Genomic DNA, 536 nt, shown 5'->3' with positions numbered 1-536 from the left:
TCAATATTGTAGGGTGGATACATTTTGCCCACTAAGTCATACTGTTTTTCAATTTCGGCCAATTCTGCTTTCGAGCTGGCTTTCGATGCTTTATCAACACCTTCTGGCCAGATAATCGGTGAAGCAAAACGAAGATTAATATCATGCGACCAATGTGTTGGTTGTACTTCACTTTTATAGCTTAGCTCACGTGCAAACGCCATATACTCCATAATCCAAAGCCATTCATCATAAAGTGCGGGAGCATCACACACAAGAAAGTAATCAATCACTTCATAAGTGCCGGGCTTACATGCGGCTAACCATAATTCGTTAACAACCCCTTTTCGCCGTGAAAAAGCACTTAAATTGTCCCATTCAAATACTTTAATATCGGGAGTTGCCATTCGCATTAAGACTTTCCATGGAAACCAAAAATAATGTTTATTCAATTGTGGGTCGTAGACATAGACTTTACCAGTTTGTCGATTAAAACGGACAGGAATATCGGCAGGTAACAATAAACTGCGGATGGTTAAACCAGAAGTACAAATGCT

1 protein-coding gene is annotated in these 536 nt (G+C 39.7%); it reads right to left on the bottom strand.

What is annotated here, in order from left to right; all coding sequences use genetic code 11:
• A partial coding sequence (locus J3U57_RS12700; RefSeq protein ID WP_267345008.1) for a DUF6708 domain-containing protein occupies positions 1-536 on the bottom strand: 536 nt, incomplete at both ends.

The sequence above is a fragment of the Gilliamella sp. B3464 genome, assembly GCF_026536145.1.
Lineage (GTDB): Bacteria > Pseudomonadota > Gammaproteobacteria > Enterobacterales > Orbaceae > Gilliamella.
This window is presented reverse-complemented; position numbering and strand designations above follow the sequence as displayed.